The 20,459-nt window shown below is 41.2% G+C and carries 22 protein-coding genes; 20 read left to right on the forward strand and 2 right to left on the reverse strand.

The features are described 5' to 3' along the window. Positions 1–114 precede the first annotated feature (114 nt). The gene (locus tag LI074_RS03625; RefSeq protein ID WP_265107642.1) at positions 115–636 is read right to left on the reverse strand and encodes a hypothetical protein; all 522 of its coding nucleotides are present in this window, start codon (positions 634–636) and stop codon (positions 115–117) included. 360 nt (positions 637–996) lie between these two features. Here LI074_RS03625 and LI074_RS03630 point away from each other — a divergent pair, with 360 nt between their 5' ends. From LI074_RS03630 to rsfS, 14 genes are all read left to right on the forward strand, one after another. Further along, complete coding sequence (locus LI074_RS03630) at positions 997–2,745, forward strand: alpha-amylase family glycosyl hydrolase (RefSeq protein WP_173698298.1); 1,749 nt, start codon at positions 997–999, stop codon at positions 2,743–2,745. Positions 2,746–2,906: 161 nt separating this feature from the next. Next, entirely contained in the window at positions 2,907–3,281 is a 375-nt protein-coding gene (locus tag LI074_RS03635; protein ID WP_008703111.1) for a RidA family protein, read from the forward strand. A 175-nt stretch (positions 3,282–3,456) separates the two neighbouring features. Continuing rightward, positions 3,457–4,881, forward strand: coding sequence for a DNA/RNA helicase domain-containing protein (locus LI074_RS03640; RefSeq protein ID WP_022381235.1), 1,425 nt, complete (start codon positions 3,457–3,459; stop codon positions 4,879–4,881). 121 nt (positions 4,882–5,002) lie between these two features. After that, positions 5,003–6,874, forward strand: a complete 1,872-nt coding sequence (locus LI074_RS03645; protein WP_022381236.1) for a TIGR03960 family B12-binding radical SAM protein — start codon at positions 5,003–5,005, stop codon at positions 6,872–6,874. Further along, a complete protein-coding gene (locus LI074_RS03650) occupies positions 6,858–7,565 on the forward strand; it encodes a TIGR03936 family radical SAM-associated protein (RefSeq protein WP_025578444.1) in 708 nt (235 codons plus the stop codon). The genes LI074_RS03645 and LI074_RS03650 overlap by 17 nt, the downstream gene beginning before the upstream one ends. Then, positions 7,549–8,763, forward strand: a complete 1,215-nt coding sequence (locus tag LI074_RS03655) for a ribonuclease E/G (protein WP_330593919.1) — start codon at positions 7,549–7,551, stop codon at positions 8,761–8,763. Before LI074_RS03650 ends, LI074_RS03655 begins: the two co-directional genes overlap by 17 nt. Before the next feature lie 436 nt (positions 8,764–9,199). Further along, entirely contained in the window at positions 9,200–9,505 is a 306-nt protein-coding gene (rplU, locus tag LI074_RS03660) for a 50S ribosomal protein L21 (protein WP_020993901.1), read from the forward strand. Between the two features lie 12 nt (positions 9,506–9,517). Further along, entirely contained in the window at positions 9,518–9,838 is a 321-nt protein-coding gene (locus LI074_RS03665) for a ribosomal-processing cysteine protease Prp (protein ID WP_173698299.1), read from the forward strand. Positions 9,839–9,842: 4 nt separating this feature from the next. After that, complete coding sequence (gene rpmA, locus LI074_RS03670; protein WP_008703124.1) at positions 9,843–10,130, forward strand: 50S ribosomal protein L27; 288 nt, start codon at positions 9,843–9,845, stop codon at positions 10,128–10,130. 235 nt (positions 10,131–10,365) lie between these two features. Further along, positions 10,366–11,661, forward strand: coding sequence for a GTPase ObgE (gene obgE / locus LI074_RS03675; protein ID WP_020993902.1), 1,296 nt, complete (start codon positions 10,366–10,368; stop codon positions 11,659–11,661). Between the two features lie 73 nt (positions 11,662–11,734). Then, positions 11,735–12,031 carry a ribosome assembly RNA-binding protein YhbY gene (gene yhbY, locus LI074_RS03680; protein ID WP_008703127.1) on the forward strand — a complete coding sequence of 99 codons (297 nt, stop codon included), beginning with the start codon at positions 11,735–11,737 and terminating at the stop codon, positions 12,029–12,031. Positions 12,032–12,044: 13 nt separating this feature from the next. Further along, positions 12,045–12,680 (forward strand): nicotinate-nucleotide adenylyltransferase, encoded by a 636-nt coding sequence (nadD, locus tag LI074_RS03685; RefSeq protein WP_022381239.1) that lies wholly within the window; start codon positions 12,045–12,047, stop codon positions 12,678–12,680. Between the two features lie 7 nt (positions 12,681–12,687). Beyond that, the gene (yqeK, locus tag LI074_RS03690; RefSeq protein WP_020993903.1) at positions 12,688–13,278 is read left to right on the forward strand and encodes a bis(5'-nucleosyl)-tetraphosphatase (symmetrical) YqeK; all 591 of its coding nucleotides are present in this window, start codon (positions 12,688–12,690) and stop codon (positions 13,276–13,278) included. A gap of 172 nt (positions 13,279–13,450) precedes the next feature. Next, complete coding sequence (gene rsfS / locus LI074_RS03695) at positions 13,451–13,810, forward strand: ribosome silencing factor (RefSeq protein WP_008703130.1); 360 nt, start codon at positions 13,451–13,453, stop codon at positions 13,808–13,810. A 410-nt stretch (positions 13,811–14,220) separates the two neighbouring features. Here the strand turns inward: rsfS and lexA are convergent, their stop codons facing one another. After that, positions 14,221–14,841, reverse strand: coding sequence for a transcriptional repressor LexA (lexA, locus tag LI074_RS03700; protein WP_008703132.1), 621 nt, complete (start codon positions 14,839–14,841; stop codon positions 14,221–14,223). Between the two features lie 371 nt (positions 14,842–15,212). Here lexA and LI074_RS03705 point away from each other — a divergent pair, with 371 nt between their 5' ends. Genes LI074_RS03705 through lspA form a run of 6 tightly spaced genes read left to right on the forward strand, consistent with a single transcriptional unit; the run spans position 15,213 to position 20,459 of the window. Beyond that, positions 15,213–16,664: an HlyD family efflux transporter periplasmic adaptor subunit gene (locus tag LI074_RS03705; protein WP_020993904.1), complete on the forward strand. Its 1,452-nt coding sequence runs from the start codon at positions 15,213–15,215 to the stop codon at positions 16,662–16,664. 15 nt (positions 16,665–16,679) lie between these two features. After that, a complete protein-coding gene (locus tag LI074_RS03710; protein ID WP_026648676.1) occupies positions 16,680–17,381 on the forward strand; it encodes a YggS family pyridoxal phosphate-dependent enzyme in 702 nt (233 codons plus the stop codon). 19 nt (positions 17,382–17,400) lie between these two features. Further along, the gene (locus LI074_RS03715) at positions 17,401–18,060 is read left to right on the forward strand and encodes a cell division protein SepF (protein WP_008703136.1); all 660 of its coding nucleotides are present in this window, start codon (positions 17,401–17,403) and stop codon (positions 18,058–18,060) included. A gap of 6 nt (positions 18,061–18,066) precedes the next feature. Beyond that, positions 18,067–18,819 carry a YlmH family RNA-binding protein gene (locus LI074_RS03720; protein ID WP_008703137.1) on the forward strand — a complete coding sequence of 251 codons (753 nt, stop codon included), beginning with the start codon at positions 18,067–18,069 and terminating at the stop codon, positions 18,817–18,819. A 27-nt stretch (positions 18,820–18,846) separates the two neighbouring features. Further along, complete coding sequence (gene aroB, locus LI074_RS03725; protein ID WP_008703138.1) at positions 18,847–19,938, forward strand: 3-dehydroquinate synthase; 1,092 nt, start codon at positions 18,847–18,849, stop codon at positions 19,936–19,938. Beyond that, positions 19,935–20,459, forward strand: coding sequence for a signal peptidase II (gene lspA / locus LI074_RS03730; protein WP_173698300.1), 525 nt, complete (start codon positions 19,935–19,937; stop codon positions 20,457–20,459). Before aroB ends, lspA begins: the two co-directional genes overlap by 4 nt.

Raw genomic sequence — 20,459 nt, forward strand, 5'->3', positions numbered from 1 at the left:
ATACGGAATCACTGATTTGGTGAAATAATATACTATGCCTTCAAAACAATGTAAAGTAAAATATAAGGACAGTTAAGTACGATACTGTCCTTATATTTTATTCTTCGATATTACTTAATACTCTATCTGCTGGACTTCCTCTCCATTGTCTTCCCATGCATCAGAGTTATCCAAAGAACCATCTGTGCTGTCATCGGAACCGTCATCGCTGGGATAATCAATCTGATTGGAAGAATCATCCCCTGCCTCGTCAGACGATGTCTGATCACTGCTTCCATCATCAGAAGATCCATCTCCTGTATCTGTATTATCATTCTCCTGCCCTGTATCATCCAGAGAACCGTCCTGCGTCGTATCAGTATTGTAAGAAGAGTCATCGTAAGAAGTATCATTATAACTGTTGTCATAATCAGAATCATCATAGTTACTTTCCTGAGTGTAAATGGTAAATCCATCCTCTTCAGCCTGAGCCTCTGCCTGTGCCTGAGCCTCAGCAGCAGTTTCCGGAGCTTCCGTAAAGTTTGTAACAGCTTTTGACACTGTATTACCGGTAGGTGCCACAGCAGAAACCGCAAACATCGCGCCACAAAGCAGGATTGCAGTTCCGGCAATCTGAATTTCATCTATATGTCTCATAGTTTATATTCTCCTTGCTTATCTATGTTTGTTTCTTTCTATTTCTATGCATATCCAGATTATTTACAGCAATATTATATACCTTAAGTGGATTTTTTTGTAGAGTAAATTTTAAGTTACTGTTCATCCATCACTATCCTGCGAGGTGTTTTGTCATGAATATGTCAAAATCCCGAGATATACAAGCCAAAATTGAAAAAAAACTGGATTCTGTCTGAAAAATCTGTTATTATAAGAATCGTATGAATATAATTTCAACTATAATACAGTTTATCTAATTATTTTCTTTCCTGTATGATATCAGGGTAAAAAAATCCCCATAAAATTGAAATTATAAATTTAAAAACAGAGGTGTCATTTATGAGCTGGTATAATGAGGCAATTTTCTATCACATCTATCCACTGGGTTTAACCGGTGCGCCGAAGCACAATGACTACAGTGCTCCTGTTTCCCGTCTGAACACATTACTTCCATGGATTGACCACATCAGAGAAATCGGATGCACAGCATTATACATCGGACCTTTATTCGAGAGTGTAGGACATGGCTATGAAACCACAGATTACAAAAAGCTGGATTCCCGTCTCGGAACCAACGAAGACCTTAAAAACTTCGTGGCAGCCTGTCATGAAAAAGAGATCAAAGTTATTTTCGATGGTGTATTCAATCACACAGGCCGTGATTTCTTTGCATTTAAAGATATTCAGCAAAACCGCGAACATTCCAGATATCTCAACTGGTACTGCAATGTGAACTTCGGAGGGAATACGGAATACAATGACGGCTTCTCCTACGAAAACTGGGGTGGATACAACCTTCTGGTAAAATTAAACCAAAGAAACCCGGAAGTACAGAATTACATCTGTGATGTGATCCGTTTCTGGGTATCAGAATTTGATGTAGATGGAATCCGTCTGGATGCGGCAGATGTCCTTGATTTTGATTTCATGCGTGCCCTGCGCCGTACAGCAGCAGAAGTAAAGGAAGATTTCTGGCTTATGGGCGAAGTGATCCATGGTGATTACAGCAGATGGGTAAATGGAGAAACGCTCCACAGTGTAACAAACTATGCCCTGCATAAAGCACTTTACAGCGGACATAACGATCATAACTATTTCGAGATCGCACATACTGTAAAATATCTCCAGAATATGGGAAATCTTGATCTCTACAACTTTGTGGACAACCATGATGTAGAACGTATTTATACCAAGCTTTCAAATAAAGCACATTTTGCACCTGTTCATGTCTTACTCTATACACTTCCGGGTGTACCAAGTATCTATTACGGTTCTGAGTTCGGTATTGAAGGAAAGAAAGAGAAATTCTCCGATGACAGCCTCAGACCGGCTCTGGATATTAAAGACTATGCAGATGCAGTACAGAAGAATCCATGTACAGCCCTGATCGCAGCTCTTGGAAAGATACGACAGCATACACCTGCATTAAGCTACGGAAGCTACGCTGAACTTCAGCTTACCAACCGCCAGTTTGCATTTGCCCGTGACCTTGACGGAATACGTGTGATCGTTACCGTAAATAACGATGATAATGCAGCAGATATGAGCCTTCCGGCAGGAAACTGTGCAGAATATATCGGAACCCTCACAGGCCGTAAAGTACCTGTTCAGGGTGGACATATCAATGTAACAGTAGCCGCAAACAGCGGTGAAATCTGGGTTCCGGCGGGTGAAATGCCAGAATATATACCAGTAAAAGCAGAAACTGCAGATGTCAAAAAAGTACAGGAAGATACAGAAGAAACAACTTCCCCACAAACTGAGTCTCCTGCACAGAAAACAATAACCGCAGCAGAAGAAACCGCAGCAGCAAAAGCAGAAGATATTCAGCCTGAAAAAACTGCCGATACTTCAGCCATATCAGCAGAAAACAGTTTTCCGGAAAATACGGAAGCCGCTGCTGAAAAGGAAAAGGCAGTAATTGTAGATATGAATAAATCCCCGGAAGACATGACTGTAGATGAATTACAGCAGGCAATCCTTGCCAAAATGGCAGGTAACGGCCTTGTTACAGACCAGATGAAGAAAACAGTATATGATAATATCTGGCATGATTCTCTGGTAAACTGGCTCAAGAGCTTCCACTGATCAGATTATCGTCAGTATTTTTCATCTTTTCTTTCATTAATAAAAGAGAAATTTTTCATGTGACAATTTTTTTGCCGTTGACTAAATATTTTTTTGGTGGTAAGATATGGATACAGATACAGACAATCAATCACACTAAATCGTACGGGAGGAATTCACTCATGAAAACACTTGAAACAAAAAAAGCACCAGCAGCAATCGGACCATATTCTCAGGCAAAAATGACAGGAAACTTCTTATTTGCATCCGGTCAGATTCCGGTAGACCCGGCTACAGGTGAAGTTGCAGGCGATAAAATCGAAACACAGGCAGAGCAGTCCTGCAAGAACGTAGGAGCAATTCTTGAAGAAGCCGGACTTACATTTGACAATGTTATCAAGACTACATGCTTCCTTGCTGATATGGCAGATTTCGCTGCATTCAACGCTGTGTATGAGAAATACTTCACAAGCAAACCGGCCCGCTCCTGCGTTGCTGTAAAACAGCTTCCGAAAAACGTACTCTGCGAAGTGGAAGCTATCGCTGTAGCTGAGTAATTCAGCCAAACCACAATATAATAGATATTCCAAAACAATTTCTGAATCTGATTCAGATTGGGAAAACAGCCAGGGAAAAATCTACCTGGCTGTTTTTTGTTTTCAGGCTACCTGCGATTACTGATATTTGCTATAATAGTATAAAAGAATTCCGGCAAAATGAAAGGTAAAAGTTATGAGATCAATATCCATATATGCACTTACGAGAAATCAGAATACAGATTCTCTGTCAAAACTGGAACGTCAGTTATCCGGTCGGGAATATTTCCTCAAAATACGGGAATGGGAACTTCAGAGTATGAAAGCACTGGTACGCCAGTTAGAATCGCATATGACTAAAGTCTGTTCCCTGCGCTTTTTCTATTCCTATCAGATTCCAAAACTCGGGAAAGAATTTGATCTTCTCCAGATCAAAGACGACCAGATCATAAATATTGAACTGAAAAGCGGAGCTGTATCTGAGGAGGCAATTCGTAAACAGCTTATGCAGAACCGTTATTATCTTTCCGTTCTCGGACGCTCCATACAGTCTTATACGTATATCAGCAGTCAGAATCGCCTTGTCAGGCTTACCAATCATGATCATATTGCAGAAGCCGACTGGACAGAACTGTGCGGATCACTGCAAAAGGAGAGCAGTGATTATCAGGGGAATATTGACGATCTGTTTCAGGCCGAACTATATCTGATTTCCCCCATCACAGAACCGGCCCGTTTCCTGAAAAAAGAATACTTCCTGACTTCCCAGCAGCGGGATATCCAGCGCCAGATCTTAAAGAAACTCCGTATCAGCCGGTTCGAATATTTCTGTTTTACCGGACTTCCCGGAACAGGAAAAACATTGCTTCTCTATGATATCGCCATGAAACTGTCCAGGCGTCAGCAGATATGCATGATTCACTGCGGCAATGCCGGAAAAGAATGGAAAATACTGCATAAACGTTTACAACGTATTGCTTTTCTTTCGGACAATCAGCTGACCGAAAATACAGAGCTGAAACATTACAGTGCAGTTCTGGTAGACGAAGCACATTTGCTTTCTTCAGAAAAACTGCAGATTCTGTTAACGCAATCGGAGGGGGAGTTTCCTGTAATATTTTCCAGCGATTCCGAAGATGCCATATGTCCTGAAGAATTAGGGGTAAATACATTAAAACTCATAGAAAACCTGCCGGAAATCCAGATGTTTCACTTAACCAACCGCATCCGTACCAATGCGGAACTTTCCTCATTTATCCAGAATATGATACACCTTACAGACAGAAAAACCTCAAAACCCTATCCGCATGTTTCTGTTGTATATGCAAATAATGAAGAGGAGACTGCTGCCTTACTGGAAGATTATATACATCAGGGTTATGAATATGAGATTACTGCCGTGAGAGACATAAAACGTCTTGTTATCATATTGGACGAACGATATTACTATGATCAGAACAGATATCTGCGTTCAAAACATTTCAAAGAAGGCAGTTCTGATGTCCGTAATTTATTTCACCAGCTGAATCAGGCCAAAGAGGAACTTTCTATAATCGTCAGAAAAAATACATATGTATACGAAACATTACTCACGCTTTTACAGCCTGATACTGTCAGATAAAAACTGCAAACTATCCGACTCTCCCTTGAAATCCCCCACCATTCCGTATATAATAGGAATATTGTGGGGGATTTTCCCTGCTTAACACAATGTTGATACAATAACCTCTGAAAGGAATACTATGAGAACTCTAGCTTTAAGCGATGAAATTTTAATGAAAGTTGACAAGGCTGCCCGTTACATCGGTGGTGAAGTCAACTCTGTAATGAAAGATAAGAATGACGTAGATATCCGCTTTGCCATGTGCTTCCCGGATGTTTATGAAATCGGTATGTCCAATCTGGGCATGATGATCCTCTATAACATGTTCAATGAACGTGAGGATGTCTGGTGTGAGCGTGTCTTTTCTCCGTGGATGGATCTGGATAAAATTATGCGTGAGGAACATATTCCTCTCTTTGCCCTGGAATCCCAGGAGCCTGTAAAGGAGTTTGATTTCCTTGGTATTACCCTTGGATATGAGATGTGCTATACCAATGTGCTTCAGGTACTTGACCTGAGCCATGTTTCACTTCTGGCAAAGGATCGTAAGGAAGATGACCCTATCGTCATCGGCGGCGGTGCATGTGCATATAATCCGGAACCGATCGCAGAATTTTTTGATATGTTTTATATTGGCGAGGGTGAGACTGTCTATGATGCTTTGTTTGATGCATATAAGGCAAACAAGGCAGCAGGCGGCTCCAGAGCAGACTTCCTGTTTGCAGCTTCCCAGATTCCCGGAATTTATGTTCCCTCTTTATACAATGTAACCTACAAAGAAGACGGCACCATTGCTTCCTTTACACCTGCAAAAGAGGGCGTACCTGAGAAAGTCTGTAAACAGCTGATCACCGATGTCACTAAAGACTACCGCGCGATCAAAGCTCCTGTAGTTCCATTTATTAAAGCTACTCAGGATCGTGTTACCCTGGAGATCCAGCGTGGCTGTATCCGCGGATGCCGTTTCTGTCAGGCAGGTATGATCTACCGTCCTACCAGAGAGCGCAATGTGGAGGATTTAAAGGCAAGTGCCAGAGAAATGCTTCAGAATACAGGACATGAGGAGATTTCCTTAAGTTCTCTAAGCTCCAGTGATTATTCTGAGCTGAAGGAACTGGTAAACTTCCTGATCGAAGAATTTCATGGCAATGCTGTCAATATCTCTCTGCCATCCCTGCGTATCGATGCTTTTGCCCTGGATGTTATGAGCAAGGTACAGGATGTAAAGAAGAGCAGCCTTACTTTCGCACCGGAAGCAGGCTCCCAGCGTCTGCGTAATGTTATCAACAAAGGTCTGACAGAAGAGAATATTCTTCATGGTGCAGGTGAAGCATTCAAAGGTGGATGGAATCAGGTAAAGCTTTACTTCATGCTCGGACTTCCAACTGAAACAGAAGATGATATGAAAGGTATTGCTCATCTTGCTCAGAAAATTGCAGAGACTTATTATGAAGAAGTGCCGAAAGAAAAACGTAATGGCAAGGTTCAGGTCAATGTAAGTACCTCTTTCTTTGTACCGAAACCATTTACCCCATTCCAGTGGGCAGGTATGTACAGAGAGGAAGATTTCGTGGAGAAAGCAAAGGTCGTAAAAAGCGAGATCCGCGCACAGTTAAACCAGAGAAGTATCCGCTACAGCTGGCATGAGCCGGATGTAACGATTCTTGAAGGTTTCCTTGCAAGAGGTGACCGCCGTTGTTCAAAAGTTATCCTCAGAGCATATGAAAAAGGTGCGATCTACGATGCATGGTCAGAGAGTTTTGACTATAATATATGGAAAGAATCTTTTGCGGAAACCAACACAGATATTGATTTCTATACTCTCAGAGAACGTTCCACAGATGAGATCCTTCCATGGGATTTCATTGATGCAGGAGTGACCAAGAAGTTCCTGATCCACGAATGGGAACAGGCAAAGAAAGAAACCGTAACACCAAATTGCCGTCAGAAATGTTCCGGCTGTGGTGCTATGCGTTATGGCGGAGGTGTATGTTATGAAGGTAAGAATTAAATTCAGCAAAGAGGGTCCTGTGAAATTTGTGGGACATCTGGATACCATGCGTTATTTTCAGAAGGCTATCCGCAGAGCCAATCTTCCGGTTGCTTTTTCCGGTGGATACAGTCCGCATATGATCATGTCTTTTGCCGCACCATTAGGAGTTGGTACGGAAAGTCTGGGAGAGTACTTCGATCTGGAGCTGGCAGAGACAGTTCCTACTTCAGAGATCACAAGACGTCTGGATGCAGTGATGGTAGAAGGGGTACATGTAATCAGTACCCGTCAGGTTGAGGACGGAAAGGCGGGTAAGGCAATGTCACTGGTGGCAGCAGCCGATTATTATGTAGAATTTCGTCCGGGAAAAGAGCCTGAAATTTCCTGGAAAGATAAAATCAGTGATTTCCTGGCGCAGCCGGAGATCACAGTAATGAAAAAGACCAAACGAAGCGAAAAGGAAATTGATATTCGCCCGTTTATCTATAAGATGGAACTTCAGGGAGACAAGATCTTTATGATGCTTGCTTCCGCAAGTGCCAATTACACAAAACCGGAACTGGTAACAGATACATTCTTTTCATGGCTTGGCATAGAACTTCCGGAATTTGCTTATTCCATCAAACGTCTGGAAGTATACGCAGATAAAGGAACAGAGGAAGAACATAAATTTGTAACTCTGGAAGCACTGGGTGAAGAAGTTGAGTAAACTGATTATTACCCAAATGAATATCCGGCAGATTCCGTGCTATGTATGTGCGTATGAAGAAGACGGTAAAGTAATGGAACTGCGCTTCGAACCTGTTGGGGAGAAATCTTCTCTTGGAAATATTTATGTTGGACAGATAGAGAATATAGCTGCCAATATCGGTGCTGCATTCGTACAGATTTCTGCCGGGGAAAAATGCTACCTGCAGCTTTCCGATGCTCCAAATGCGATTTATGCTTCTGTAAAAAAAGGTGACCGCCCATTAAAGGCAGGAGATGAAATCCTTGTGCAGATCAGCCGGGAAGCAATGAAGGGAAAACTACCGGCTGTAACCACGAATCTGAATTTTACAGGCAAATATCTGGTTCTTACAACCGGCGATAAGAAATTTGGTCTGTCTTCCAAACTTTCCAATGATGACAGAAGTCGTATCAGTAAGTGGATGGAAGCAGAAGTTAACTGCCCGGATAAAGAGTTTGGTATCATCGTTCGTACAAATGCAGCAGATGCATCAAAAGAAGAAATACTGAAAGAACTGGAATACCTGAAGGGCCTGTATCATAAGGCTGCTGTAGACGGAAGATCCCGTACCTGTTTCAGCTGCGTATATAGAACAGAGCCTTTTTATATCTCTGCAGTCCGCGACGCCAACAGCCGGAACCTGGAAGAGATCATAACAGATATCCCTGAGATATCCCGACAGATTTCTGACTATCTTAACAGTAACAGCCCGGAGGAAAAAGAGAAGCTGCGGTTTTATGATGATAAACTTCTCCCTCTTTACAAACTTTATCGCCTGGAAACTGTCTTAGAAGAAATCCAGCATGAGAAAGTCTGGCTGAACAGTGGTGGATTTCTGGTAATCCAGCAGACAGAAGCCTTCGTATCCATTGATGTAAACAGCGGAAAGTTTACAGGCAAAAAGAAAATGCAGGAAACTTACCGAAAAATCAATTTGGAGGCAGCAAAGGAAATTGCCAGACAGTTACGTCTCAGAAACCTGTCCGGAATTATTCTGATTGATTTTATTAATATGGAAAATCAGGATCATCAGGACGAACTGTTCCATGTCCTGCAGAAATATCTGCGCAAAGATCCGGTAAAGGCAAAAGCAGTGGACATCACTCCACTGCATATCCTGGAACTTACCAGAAAGAAAGTGCGAAAACCTGTGATTGAGGAAATCAGAGAATTATAGTTTGCCATAAAATAATTATGTAAATCAAACAAGCATCTGCAATTCTCATCGATATTTTTCCGTAACTGAATAACTGCTCTGCAGTTTGTATTTTATCACAGATCCTGACGGATACCGGATTGAAATTGTACCTGTAAAATAAAAGAGTTACTGTTCACTCCGTTCTCAGTAACACGCTTCGCGATGCACAGAATTTATGCTAATCGCATAAATTCGCGCAGTATGTCTCGGGTTTTCTGTGACCTTCGCTCACAAAAAACACCTCGCGGGATATTACCAGTGAACAGTAACATAAAAGAAAAAAATCAAAGAAATTGAAAAAACTTATTGACAAATCGAATTTTGTCCGCTATTATAAATGAGATGCCGCACAGAGAGGTACAAGCACCGAAAGGTCACCATATCTGGCGAGTAAAGATTATAGGAGGTGCCACAGATGTACGCAATTATTGCAACAGGTGGTAAACAGTACAAAGTTGCTGAAGGCGACGTAATCAGAGTTGAGAAACTCGGTGTTGAAGCTGGTGAAACTGTTACTTTTGATAATGTTATTGCAGTAAGCAATGACGGATTAAAAGCTGGTGAAGATGTGAAAGATGCCAGTGTTACCGCTACTGTAGTTGAGAACGGTAAAGCAAAAAAAGTTATCGTTTACAAATACAAGAGAAAAACTGGATATCACAAGAAAAACGGTCACAGACAGCAGTACACTAAAGTAAAAATCGAAAAGATTAACGGTTAATCTGGTGTCATTATGATTACAATTACAGTTAAGAAGAGAAATGGAAATTATCTGGAATTTGTTTCGAAAGGTCACGCCGGATATGCAGAGGAAGGACAGGATATTGTCTGTGCTGCTGTCTCTGTACTAGTGATCAATACTGTAAATTCTCTTGAGACATTTACAGATGATCAGTTTGAAGTGCAGGAAGATAACGGCTATGTATCTTTTCATTTTACGGCTCCGGTTACTGAGAGGGGAACCCTTCTCATGGATTCGCTGATTCTCGGATTAACAGAAATTGAACATAGTTATAACAATCGATATTTGACAGTAAAAGTCAAGGAGGTGTAACAACATGATGAAAATGAACCTTCAGTTATTCGCACATAAAAAAGGAGTTGGTTCTACAAAGAACGGTCGTGATTCCGAATCCAAGAGATTAGGTGCGAAGAGAGCAGACGGACAGTTTGTTAAAGCTGGAAATATTCTTTACAGACAGCGCGGAACTAAGATCCATGCTGGTGAGAACGTAGGTTGCGGTAAAGATTATACTTTATTCGCACTTAAAGATGGTGTCGTAAGATTTACCAGAAAAGGACGCGATAAGAAACAGGTTTCTATCGTTCCAGTAGAAGCAGAATAATCTGGTTAAGCGAAGGCTTCAAATCTAATATGGGTTTGGAGCCTTTCTTTTATAGTAGAATTGCTATAGATTAAAAGAGTTATATGATATAAAAGAAACCATAGCAATCCTTGTAAATAATGCATATTGATCCGACTCATCAGAGCGCGAAATCCTGCTGAACGGTCTCAAATGCATTAATTTAAGAAGATTACTATTACGAAATAATCATTAGTAAAGGACAGAGGTGTGTCATATGTTTGCAGACAGAGCGAAAATCTATATCCGCTCCGGTAAAGGCGGCGACGGCCATGTGAGTTTCCGCAGAGAATTATATGTTCCGAATGGCGGTCCTGACGGCGGCGACGGCGGTCGTGGAGGAGACGTGATATTTGAGGTAGATGAAGGCCAGAACACCCTTGGCGACTACCGACACAGAAGAAAATATAAAGCAGAAGACGGACAGGAAGGCGGCAAAAAACGCTGCCATGGTGCCGATGGAAAAGATGTTGTATTAAAAGTTCCGGAAGGAACTGTTATCATGGATGCAGAATCCGGTAAAGTAATTGCTGATATGTCCGGTGAAAATAAACGCCAGATCGTATTAAGAGGCGGAAGAGGTGGCAAAGGAAACCAGCATTATGCGACTGCAACCATGCAGGTTCCGAAATATGCACAGCCAGGACAGCCTGCGCAGGAACTGGAAGTTCTTCTGGAGCTGAAAGTAATCGCAGACGTAGGTCTGGTTGGATTCCCGAATGTCGGAAAGTCCACATTCCTTTCCCGTGTTACCAACGCACAGCCGAAAATTGCCAACTATCACTTTACAACCCTGAGCCCAAATCTTGGTGTTGTAGATACTGAAAACGGTGGCTTTGTGATCGCTGATATTCCCGGTCTGATCGAAGGTGCTTCCGAAGGTGTGGGACTTGGACATGAGTTCCTCCGCCACATTGAACGTACCAGAGTCATTATCCACATTGTAGATGCAGCATCTACAGAGGGACGTGACCCAATCGATGATATTTACAAGATTAATAAAGAACTGGAAGCTTATAATCCGGAAATTGCTGCAAGACCACAGGTAATCGCAGCAAATAAAATCGACTGTATCTATACAGAAGACGGCGAAGAGAGCCCGATTGACAAACTTAAGGCAGAATTTGAGCCAAAAGGAATCCAGGTATATCCGATTTCCGCTGTCAGCGGTCAGGGTGTCAGAGAACTTTTATTCCATGTGAAAGAACTTCTTGACAGCTGCCCACAGGAACCTGTAGTATTTGAACAGGAATTCTTCCCTGAAGATATGTTGATCGGAGAAAACCTTCCATATACAGTAGAGCAGAGTCCTGAAGATCCGACAATTTTTGTTGTCGAGGGACCGAAGATTGAAAAGATGCTTGGCTACACAAATCTTGATTCCGAAAAAGGTTTCGCATTCTTCCAGAAATTCCTGAAAGAGGGAGGCATCCTGGAAGAACTTGAGAAGGCAGGCATTCAGGAAGGTGATACTGTGCGTATGTACGGATTTGATTTTGATTACTATAAATAGATTCAATAATGAAACAGATGTGGTAAGACGGATGATTTTGTCCGTTTGCAGAGAATAACAGAGGAAAATAAAAATGACAAGTAAACAGAGAGCTTATTTAAAAGGTCTTGCAATGACCATGGATCCAATCCTTCAGCTTGGAAAGGGTGGTCTTACTCCTGAGAACACAGCCGCAGTAGATGAGGCGCTTGCAGCCAGAGAACTGATCAAGATCAGTGTTCTTCAGAACTGCCTGGAGGATCCGCGCCAGATGGCTGAGGTTCTGGCAGAACGTACACGTTCCCAGATCGTACAGGTTATCGGCAAGAAAATTGTTTTATACCGTGAAGGCAAAAACGAAAAGAAAAAAATTGAATTACCCAGAAAATAATACGGAGTTTTTTATGGCTGACATCAAACACAGAATTGGTATTATGGGCGGTACTTTTGATCCCATCCACATGGGGCATCTGATTCTGGGAGAGAAAGCATACGAACAGTTCCGACTGGAAAAGGTACTGTTCATGCCTTCCGGAAATCCGCCTCACAAGAGAAACCGTCAGGGACGTGCCACAGATGAAGAAAGAGTTGAAATGGTCCGCAGGGCGATTACCGGAAATCCTCACTTTGAACTGTCGCTGACTGAAATGCATGAAAATGGTTATACTTACACTTATCATACACTGGAAATGCTAAAAGAGAAGAATCCGGATACTGATTATTATTTTATAATCGGCGCAGACTCCCTGTATGACTTTGATACATGGCGTGAACCGGAAAGAATCTGCAGAAACTGCATTCTGGTAACTGCTGTAAGAAATCATTCCACAATCGCAGAGCTCGAAGCAGAAATGAACCGTCTTTCGCTTAAATATAATGGCACATTTCTGACACTGAATACCACAAACCTTGATGTATCCAGCGAAATGCTCAGAAACTGGATCAGAGAAGATAAAAGTGTGCGTTACTATATTCCTGATCCGGTGATTGAGTATATCAGAGAAAACCAGATTTACAGTCTGGCCGAAAAGAAAGGATGATCTTCCGATGGCAGAGTATGATTTTATAAAAATGCAGAAAAAATTAGCAAAATATCTGGATGAGGATCGTTATGAACATACGTTGGGAGTTATGTTTACATGTGCAGCACTTGCCATGGTTCATGACTGTGATCTGATCACAGCCCAGACTGCCGGACTGCTCCATGACTGTGCAAAATGTATTCCGAACAAAAAGAAGCTGAAAATGTGCAGCCAGCATCATATTTCGGTATCTGAATTCGAACAGGAGCATCCTTTTTTACTTCATGCCAAGCTTGGAGCTTACGTAGCTAAGGCTAAGTATGATGTGACAGATGAAAATATTCTTTCTGCCATCACCTGGCATACTACCGGAAAGCCGGAGATGACACTGTTGGAAAAAATCGTCTATATTGCCGATTATATTGAACCAAAACGTGATAAAGCTCCTAATCTTGCAATTGTACGTAAACTGGCTTTTCAGGATCTTGACGAATGTATGTATAAGATTTTGGGTGATACACTGGCTTATCTGGAGGAAAATCCGAAAGATATTGATAATGCTACGAAAGATGCTTTCTTGTATTACAGGGATTTACACATGAAAAGACAGTCCTGAGTATAAATTGTCTCGACTGGCAGAGTTTTACATATAGGGGACAGCACAACAGGGAGAACAGATTACGGATATAAATATTTATTTAGAGAAGATATATGTAGCTATTCAATAGTCTGTTGATCATGAAGATATTGAACAGTTACAAAAGCAGATAGAAAGAGAGGTTGTTTCCATGAACAGAGAACTTGAAATGGCAAAACTTGCCTGCCGCGCACTTGATGAGAAAAAAGGAAAAGATATTAAGGTAATAGATATCCATGAAGTATCTGTAATTGCCGATTATTTTGTAATTGCAAGTGCTTCCAACCAGAATCAGGTTCAGGCTATGGTTGACAATGTAGATGAAACACTTGGCAGAGCCGGATTTGAAGCAAAACAGATTGAGGGAACCAGAAACTCCAGCTGGGTTCTTATGGATTACGGCGATATGATCGTTCACGTATTTGACGAAGAGAATCGTCTTTTCTATGACCTCGAAAGAATCTGGAGAGATGGTAAGGTTCTTGACGTTAATGAATTTCTTGAGAAATAAGTAGAAAAAATTGTTACTGTTCACTCTGTTCACAGCAACATGCTTGCGATGCACAGACTTTATGCTAATCGCATAAAGTCGCGCGGTATGTCTCGGGTTTTCTGTGACCTTCGTTCACAAAAAACACCTCGCGGGATATTACCAGTGAACAGTAATGAAAAATTTACAGTTATTCGGTGTAGAACTGCGTAGCGAGGCGGATGATTTTATCCGCCTGACTTTGTGAAATTTGCAAAATAAAATACAGAGAAAATCAGATATCATCATCAAGAGATACCTGATTTCCTCTGTTGTTTTTTTGAATTGATATAGTATAATTTGCAGTGTATGGGGACTTGCTTGATTCGGTGTAGAGCTGCGTAGCGAAGCGGATTGCGAATATCTGCCTGACTATTCACGTATCAGTTATATTACTCATACAAACGGAACACACCAAATACTTTGCCAAGAATCTGAAGACCTTCATGTACAAGGATTGGCTCCATTGTATCATTTTCCGGCTGGAGACGATAGTATCCTTTTTCTTTATGGAAAGTCTTAACTGTAGCACCGTCATCGATCAGCGCAACAACAATATCTCCATCCTCTGCTGTGGACTGCTGTTTTACCAGAACCTGATCTCCGTCAAAAATTCCGGCGTTTATCATACTTTCCCCTTTTACTTTCAACAGAAAGCTCTGTGAATTAGGCATAAACTCTGCAGGGATAGGGAAATAGCCTTCAATATTCTCAACTGCCAGAAGTGGCTGTCCGGCTGCCACAGTTCCTATGATGGGAACATTCACAACCTCTCTGCGGACCAGATTAAAATTGTCATCAATAATCTCAATCGCACGTGGTTTCGTTGCATCTCTGCGGATATATCCATTTTTCTCCAGTGCTTCCAGATGTGAATGAACGGAAGAAGTAGATTTCAGGTTGACTGCCTCGCAGATTTCACGAACTGCCGGCGGAAATCCCCGGTTCAAAATCTCATTCTTTATGTAATCAAGAATCTCCTGCTGCTTTGGCGTGATTCTTCCATATGGCATAATTATACCCTCCTTTTTAAGTTATTTTTTGTTCGTACACTCTTCATAACCATTCAGCAGTCTGCTATTCTATGAGATACTGAACAGTTTCTGATTTTTTTATCATATCATAATTCCTGACAAAAAGCAAACTTATATTCTGAAAATGTGTTCTTACTTATGTGCTCCCGTTACTGTTTACTCCATTCTCAGTAACGGGATAGTGGTGTGTGAACAGTAACGATTATTGTGAATTCTTTATGAATAAACTTGTTTTTAAATGTGCAAAGTGTTACAATATTTTGGAAAATGGTGTAACTATTCAGCAGTCACTGTGAAATCGCTGAACAGTTATAGAATGATTATGAACTGCACAAAAAGGAGACATTCCATTGTCTGATAATAAATCAAAAAAAATGCCGGGAATCCTGGCAAGGCTTCGCATGGTCGTGGGGCTGAATATCGGAACGATCATGTTTGGCATCTTATTCATATATATGGCATTCAGTGCCATATTATATTTTACAACTACTCATATTGAGTCCTATCAGGTTACATCAGGACCTTTATCCCGCAACGAAACATATACCGGCCTTGCCATACGTGAAGAAAGTTTATGCAAGGCAGATTCATCAGGCTATATTACTTATTATGCAAGGGAGGGCAGTAAAATCAATGCTTCCGGAGCGGTGTACGGACTTAGTGATACAAAAACAGCTTCTGCTCCGGCATCTCTTGCCCCGGAAGAACTTTCAAAGGTACGGACTGATATGATGAGTTTTTCCAAAGGATTCAGTTCAAGTAAATTTAACAGCACCTACAGCTTTAAATATGAACTGAAGGGAAATATCCTTCAATATGCAGAGTCTGGCAATACCTCATCTGCTCCTCTTACTTCAGATGAGGACGGTGAAGGAAATGACAGTGGTGACAATGACAAAACAGCAGATATTTATCCCGGAAATCAAACTATCTGCCAGTCCCAATCTGATGGTATCGTTTTATATTCCATGGATAATTATGAAGGAAAAACAGTAGATGCTGTAAAGGCAGAAGATTTCGATCAGAATTCTTACCATGAAACAGATTTGAAAACTTCCGACAAGGTAAAAGCAGGAGATGATATTTATACCATTATCACAGATGAACGCTGGAGCCTTCTGATTCCTTTGAGCGACAGACAGGTTGAAAAACTGAAAGACCGTTCTACAATACGTGTCAAATTTTTAAAAGACGATATGACACAAAACGGAGATTTTTCCATTATTACCATAGACGGTGACAAATATGGACAGATTGATTTCAATAAAGGTCTGATTCGTTATGCATCTGACCGTTTTTTGGACATTGAACTTGTAACCAACACAGTTGTAGGTCTGAAAATCCCTCTTACCTCTATTGTAACCAAGGATTTTTATGTGATTCCATCCAGAATGGCCACTACACAGGATAATCAGACAGGTTTTACCCTTTATGAGGGGAAAAATAAAACAACATTTAAAAATGTGAGCATTTACGCAAGCATTGATGATTCATCTGTCTCCAAACTGGCAGTGGACGAAGCAGAACAACCTCAGATTTATTATGTTGACAAGAGTTCATTTAAGGAAGGGGATGCCCTGATCAATACGGATACCGGTGAAAAATATGTGATCGGAGAGACAGATACCCTGGAGGGAGTATACTGTATTAATAAAGGCTATGCGGTTTTTCGCCGTATTGAAATACTTGATGAGAACGAAGAATATGCTATTGTATCTAAAAACACCACCTACGGTCTTTCCAGATATGATCACATTGTTCGAAACGCTGATAAAGTAAAGGAAGAAGACATTTTATACTAATTAAGGAGGCTTAATATGTTAGCTGATAAACTAAACCTTGTAAAAAAGAATATTGAAGAGGCCTGCGATACTGCAGGGCGTTCTCCCCAAGAGGTAACTCTTATTGCGGTCAGTAAGACCAAACCGGTGGAAATGCTGAAAGAAGCATATGATGCGGGTGCAAGAGTGTTTGGGGAGAATAAGGTTCAGGAGATCGTAGATAAATACGATCAGATGCCATCAGATGTACAGTGGCACATGATCGGACATTTACAGAGAAATAAAGTGAAATATATTATTGATAAAGTATCTATGGTACACTCTGTAGATTCTGTCCGCCTGGCAGAGGCCATCGAAAAAGAGGCAGCAAAAAAAGATATCTGCATGCCGGTTCTGATCGAAGTAAATGTAGCAGGAGAGGAAAGTAAGTTTGGCCTTTCAGTCGAAGAGGTATTACCATTTCTGGAAGAAATTTCTTCTTATGAGCATCTTCAGGTAAAAGGACTTATGACAATTGCACCATTTGTAGCAAATCCTGAAGAAAACAGAGAAGTTTTTCAAAAATTAAAGAAATTAAGTGTTGACATTGCGGCCAAAAACATTAATAATGTTAATATGAGCGTCCTGAGTATGGGAATGACAAATGATTATCAGGTCGCAGTTGAGGAAGGGGCCACTATGGTGCGCGTGGGAACGGGTATCTTTGGCGAAAGAGATTACTCAATAAAAGAAGATTAAAATAAGATTGGAGATTAAAATGGGCGTTTTAGATAAATTTTTAGATGCCATCAAATTAAACGATGATTACGATGATGATGGATTCTTAGATGATGATCTGTTAGATGAGGAAGAAGATGATGACTTTCTCGATGACGATTTCGATGAGAAACCAAAGAAGAAATTTTTTGATAAATTCTCTAAGAAAAAAGAATCCGACGATAATGATGACTTTGATGATGTAGAAGAGAAAGCAGTAAAGACAGCTCCTAAACAGGCATCTGCTCCAAAACAGACCGCTTCGGCTCCGTCTAAGGTTACGGTTAAACAGGAACGCGCCGAACGCCAGACACGTCCTGCAGCATCTTCCAAGATTACTCCAATGAGAAGCAGCCGCAAATCAAATCAGGGCCCAAATATGGAAGTCTGTGTGATCAAACCTTCTTCTATGGAAGATACGCGTGAGATTGCTGACACTTTAGTAGATAATTCTACTGTTATTTTGAATCTGGAGGGAATTGATGTGGAACTGGCACAGAGAATCATCGATTTCACGTCCGGTGCATGCTATTCTTTAGGCGGCAGCCTTCAGAAAGTATCCAGCTATATCTTTGTACTTGGACCGTACAATGTAGATATTACCGGTGACCTTCAGAATATTCTGGGAGGCTCTGCTCCGTCTGTAAGAGCAGGATATTGATCCAGGATGGAAAAAGACGAATTTTTTCTTAAGAGAATCCGGGAATTGGCAAATCTCTCCTGGCAGAGAGATATCGTTACATTTTCGGATTTTCTTAATTTAAATGAACAGAATATAGTCAGTAGCCTGAAACATCAGTTTCCCCAGATTGTTATGGAGACGTCCGGAGGCTATGAGAATGCGGAGCGTCAGATGGTTGCATTTCATCCTGATGCTCTTGCTTTTACATGGGAATATCCCATCGACTGTCTGAGGATTGAACCAAAGGCTCTTAAATTCTCTGAAGAGCTTTCTCATCGTGATTATCTCGGTGCACTTCTCAATCTTGGAGTAGACAGAAGTGTGATCGGTGATATTGTTGTTCAGAAAAAAGCTGCCTGGTTTTTCTGCCAGAACAAAATGACGGAATTCTTTCTTGAAAATCTGTGCCGGGTCCGTCATACCAATATTCTGATCACAAAAGTGGAGGATTCTGATGAATTTCCACGCCCTGTCCTTGAATCTGTTAGCGGTACCTGCGCTTCGGTACGTCTGGATTCATTGATCTCGCTTGCTTTTAAGACATCCAGAAGCAGTATGGTATCTTATATTGAAGGCGGGCAGGTTTTTGTCAACGGAAAACTGATCACCAGCAACGGATATGAGCCGAAAGATGGTGACATTATATCTGTACGTGGGAAAGGACGGTTCATTTTTGACGGTGTTTCTCACCAGACAAAAAAAGGACGCTGCAGTGTGCGTATTATGCGCTATGTATAAATTTTGTAATAAAAGGAGAACAGGAAAATGGCAGAACAGAAATTACTTGTAAAACGGGAAGGAGATTTCCATTATCCTATTTATTTTAAAAATGACTTTCAGGATCTTGCCGGTGCAATCAGAGAAGAAGGACTTGAAAACCGGAAAATCTGTATTGTGACAGACAGTCATGTTGCACCTCTTTATCATGAGGCAGTTAAATCAGCTCTTCAGGAAATTTCCTCTGAAATATTCTCTTTTGTATTTGAAGCTGGTGAAAAGAACAAAAACCTGAATACAGTACAGGAATTATATAAAACTTTGATTGAGAATGAAATGGACAGAAAAGGTCTGCTGGTTGCGCTGGGCGGCGGTGTTGTAGGTGATCTGACAGGTTTCGGAGCTTCCACTTACCTGAGAGGGATTGATTTTATCCAGGTTCCTACTACGCTTCTGGCACAGGTTGACAGCAGCGTAGGAGGTAAAACAGGTGTTGACTTCCTTCAGTACAAAAACATGGTAGGAGCTTTCCATCAGCCCCGCCTTGTATATATGAATATGAGTACCCTGCAGTCTCTTCCGAATCGGGAATTCACCTGTGGAATGGGTGAAATTCTTAAGACAGGACTGATCTGCGATGAAGAGTTCTTCCGTTTTGTATGTAAGAATCAGCCTGAGATCAGTAAATTGGATCTGAGTATGCTTTCCAGAATGATCCGCAGATGCTGTGAGATCAAGGCAGGTGTGGTAGAGCGTGATCCGAAGGAGCAGGGAGAACGTGCACTTTTAAATCTTGGTCACACAGTCGGACATGCAGTCGAAAAAATGAAAAACTTTCAGCTGCTTCATGGACAGTGTGTTGGAGTCGGTCTGATCGCTGCCGCTTATCTTTCCATGCAGAGAGGATTATTAACAGAAGAAGAATACGAAGAGATCAGAAAAGGGTGCCATTCTTATAATCTTCCTCTTTCTGTTGATTCACTGAATGCCGGGGATGTCCTGGCAGCAACAAAAAAAGACAAAAAAATGGAAGCCGGTCATATTAAATTTATCCTTATGGACGGGATTGGTAAAAGTTTTATAGACAAAACTGTCACAGATGAGGAACTGCTCCAGGCAATCCGGGAGATTCTGATATGACAGCTGTTTCCTCCATATCTTCATGTATGCACTGGATTAGAGGCTGTATTATTATCCTTTTGCTGACAATCCTGGATCAGGGAAGTAAATCTCTTGTTCTGGCACAACTGAAAGATCATCCTGATATCTCTCTCATTCCAGGAGTTCTTCAATTACGGTATCTCGAAAATCGTGGAATGGCCTTTGGATTGTTTGAAGGTAAAATTCCGGTGTTTGTGATTTTGTGCCTTTTGTTTTTTGGTGTATTTATCTATGTATATGCCAGAATCCCGAAAAACAGATATTATCTGCCGCTGTCAGTAACTGCACTGGTAATGGTTTCCGGTGCTCTTGGAAATTTTATTGACAGAGTATGCAGAGGCTATGTTGTGGATTTTATCTATTTTTCACTGATTGATTTTCCGGTATTTAATATAGCTGATATGTATGTGGTATGCAGTGGCATATTACTTGTTATGCTGGTGTGTTTCAGATACAAAAATGATGAAGATTATGACTTCTTAAGAATAAAAAAGGATTAG

This window comes from Blautia sp. MSK18_10 (assembly GCF_020553185.1).
GTDB lineage: Bacteria > Bacillota > Clostridia > Lachnospirales > Lachnospiraceae > Blautia_A > Blautia_A wexlerae.

Bases quoted from the DNA above. Each gene is read 5' to 3' on its own strand.
- rplU (WP_020993901.1), top strand. From the start codon at position 9,200: ATGTACGCAATTATTGCAACAGGTGGTAAACAGTACAAAGTTGCTGAA.
- rpmA (WP_008703124.1), top strand. From the start codon at position 9,843: ATGATGAAAATGAACCTTCAGTTATTCGCACATAAAAAAGGAGTTGGT.
- LI074_RS03720 (WP_008703137.1), top strand. From the start codon at position 18,067: ATGGAAAAAGACGAATTTTTTCTTAAGAGAATCCGGGAATTGGCAAAT.
- LI074_RS03650 (WP_025578444.1), top strand. From the start codon at position 6,858: ATGAAGGTAAGAATTAAATTCAGCAAAGAGGGTCCTGTGAAATTTGTG.
- yqeK (WP_020993903.1), top strand. From the start codon at position 12,688: ATGGCAGAGTATGATTTTATAAAAATGCAGAAAAAATTAGCAAAATAT.
- LI074_RS03645 (WP_022381236.1), top strand. From the start codon at position 5,003: ATGAGAACTCTAGCTTTAAGCGATGAAATTTTAATGAAAGTTGACAAG.
- rsfS (WP_008703130.1), top strand. From the start codon at position 13,451: ATGAACAGAGAACTTGAAATGGCAAAACTTGCCTGCCGCGCACTTGAT.
- nadD (WP_022381239.1), top strand. From the start codon at position 12,045: ATGGCTGACATCAAACACAGAATTGGTATTATGGGCGGTACTTTTGAT.
- obgE (WP_020993902.1), top strand. From the start codon at position 10,366: ATGTTTGCAGACAGAGCGAAAATCTATATCCGCTCCGGTAAAGGCGGC.
- LI074_RS03635 (WP_008703111.1), top strand. From the start codon at position 2,907: ATGAAAACACTTGAAACAAAAAAAGCACCAGCAGCAATCGGACCATAT.
- lexA (WP_008703132.1), bottom strand. From the start codon at position 14,841: ATGCCATATGGAAGAATCACGCCAAAGCAGCAGGAGATTCTTGATTAC.
- yhbY (WP_008703127.1), top strand. From the start codon at position 11,735: ATGACAAGTAAACAGAGAGCTTATTTAAAAGGTCTTGCAATGACCATG.
- LI074_RS03665 (WP_173698299.1), top strand. From the start codon at position 9,518: ATGATTACAATTACAGTTAAGAAGAGAAATGGAAATTATCTGGAATTT.
- aroB (WP_008703138.1), top strand. From the start codon at position 18,847: ATGGCAGAACAGAAATTACTTGTAAAACGGGAAGGAGATTTCCATTAT.
- lspA (WP_173698300.1), top strand. From the start codon at position 19,935: ATGACAGCTGTTTCCTCCATATCTTCATGTATGCACTGGATTAGAGGC.
- LI074_RS03710 (WP_026648676.1), top strand. From the start codon at position 16,680: ATGTTAGCTGATAAACTAAACCTTGTAAAAAAGAATATTGAAGAGGCC.
- LI074_RS03715 (WP_008703136.1), top strand. From the start codon at position 17,401: ATGGGCGTTTTAGATAAATTTTTAGATGCCATCAAATTAAACGATGAT.
- LI074_RS03625 (WP_265107642.1), bottom strand. From the start codon at position 636: ATGAGACATATAGATGAAATTCAGATTGCCGGAACTGCAATCCTGCTT.
- LI074_RS03640 (WP_022381235.1), top strand. From the start codon at position 3,457: ATGAGATCAATATCCATATATGCACTTACGAGAAATCAGAATACAGAT.
- LI074_RS03630 (WP_173698298.1), top strand. From the start codon at position 997: ATGAGCTGGTATAATGAGGCAATTTTCTATCACATCTATCCACTGGGT.